This is a genomic window from Cohnella baijiui (assembly GCF_020731285.1).
Classification (GTDB): domain Bacteria; phylum Bacillota; class Bacilli; order Paenibacillales; family Paenibacillaceae; genus Cohnella.
This window is the reverse complement of record NZ_JAJFOW010000333.1, coordinates 1-241: the sequence shown is the minus strand read 5'-3', so window position 1 is coordinate 241 and position 241 is coordinate 1. Positions and strand designations below refer to the sequence as shown.

Here is a 241-nt window from a genome sequence, read left to right as displayed (position 1 = left end):
CTGTGCAGGTGGACTTAAAAAATGCCGGAGCCAATGTTCAGGACCAAGAAGTTGTTGTTGACGGAAACTATGTAACCAGCCGCCTGCCTGACGACATTCCGGCATTTATCGACAAATCCCTTGCATTGCTGAAATAAAGCATATTGTAGCCGAAACCTTGATAAAGAGAAAACCCAAGAATGCTGTTACATCAACATTCTTGGCTTTTTATTATGTGTACATTTTACTTTATAAAGGGACT

General features: G+C 40.7%; 1 protein-coding gene. It reads left to right on the top strand.

Going from position 1 to position 241, the window contains the following annotated elements; translation table 11 throughout:
• The first annotated feature begins 2 nt into the window (after positions 1-2).
• Positions 3-137 carry a DJ-1/PfpI family protein gene (locus LKX83_RS32840; RefSeq protein WP_370639185.1) on the top strand — a complete coding sequence of 45 codons (135 nt, stop codon included), beginning with the start codon at positions 3-5 and terminating at the stop codon, positions 135-137.
• The last annotated feature ends 104 nt before the right edge of the window (positions 138-241 follow it).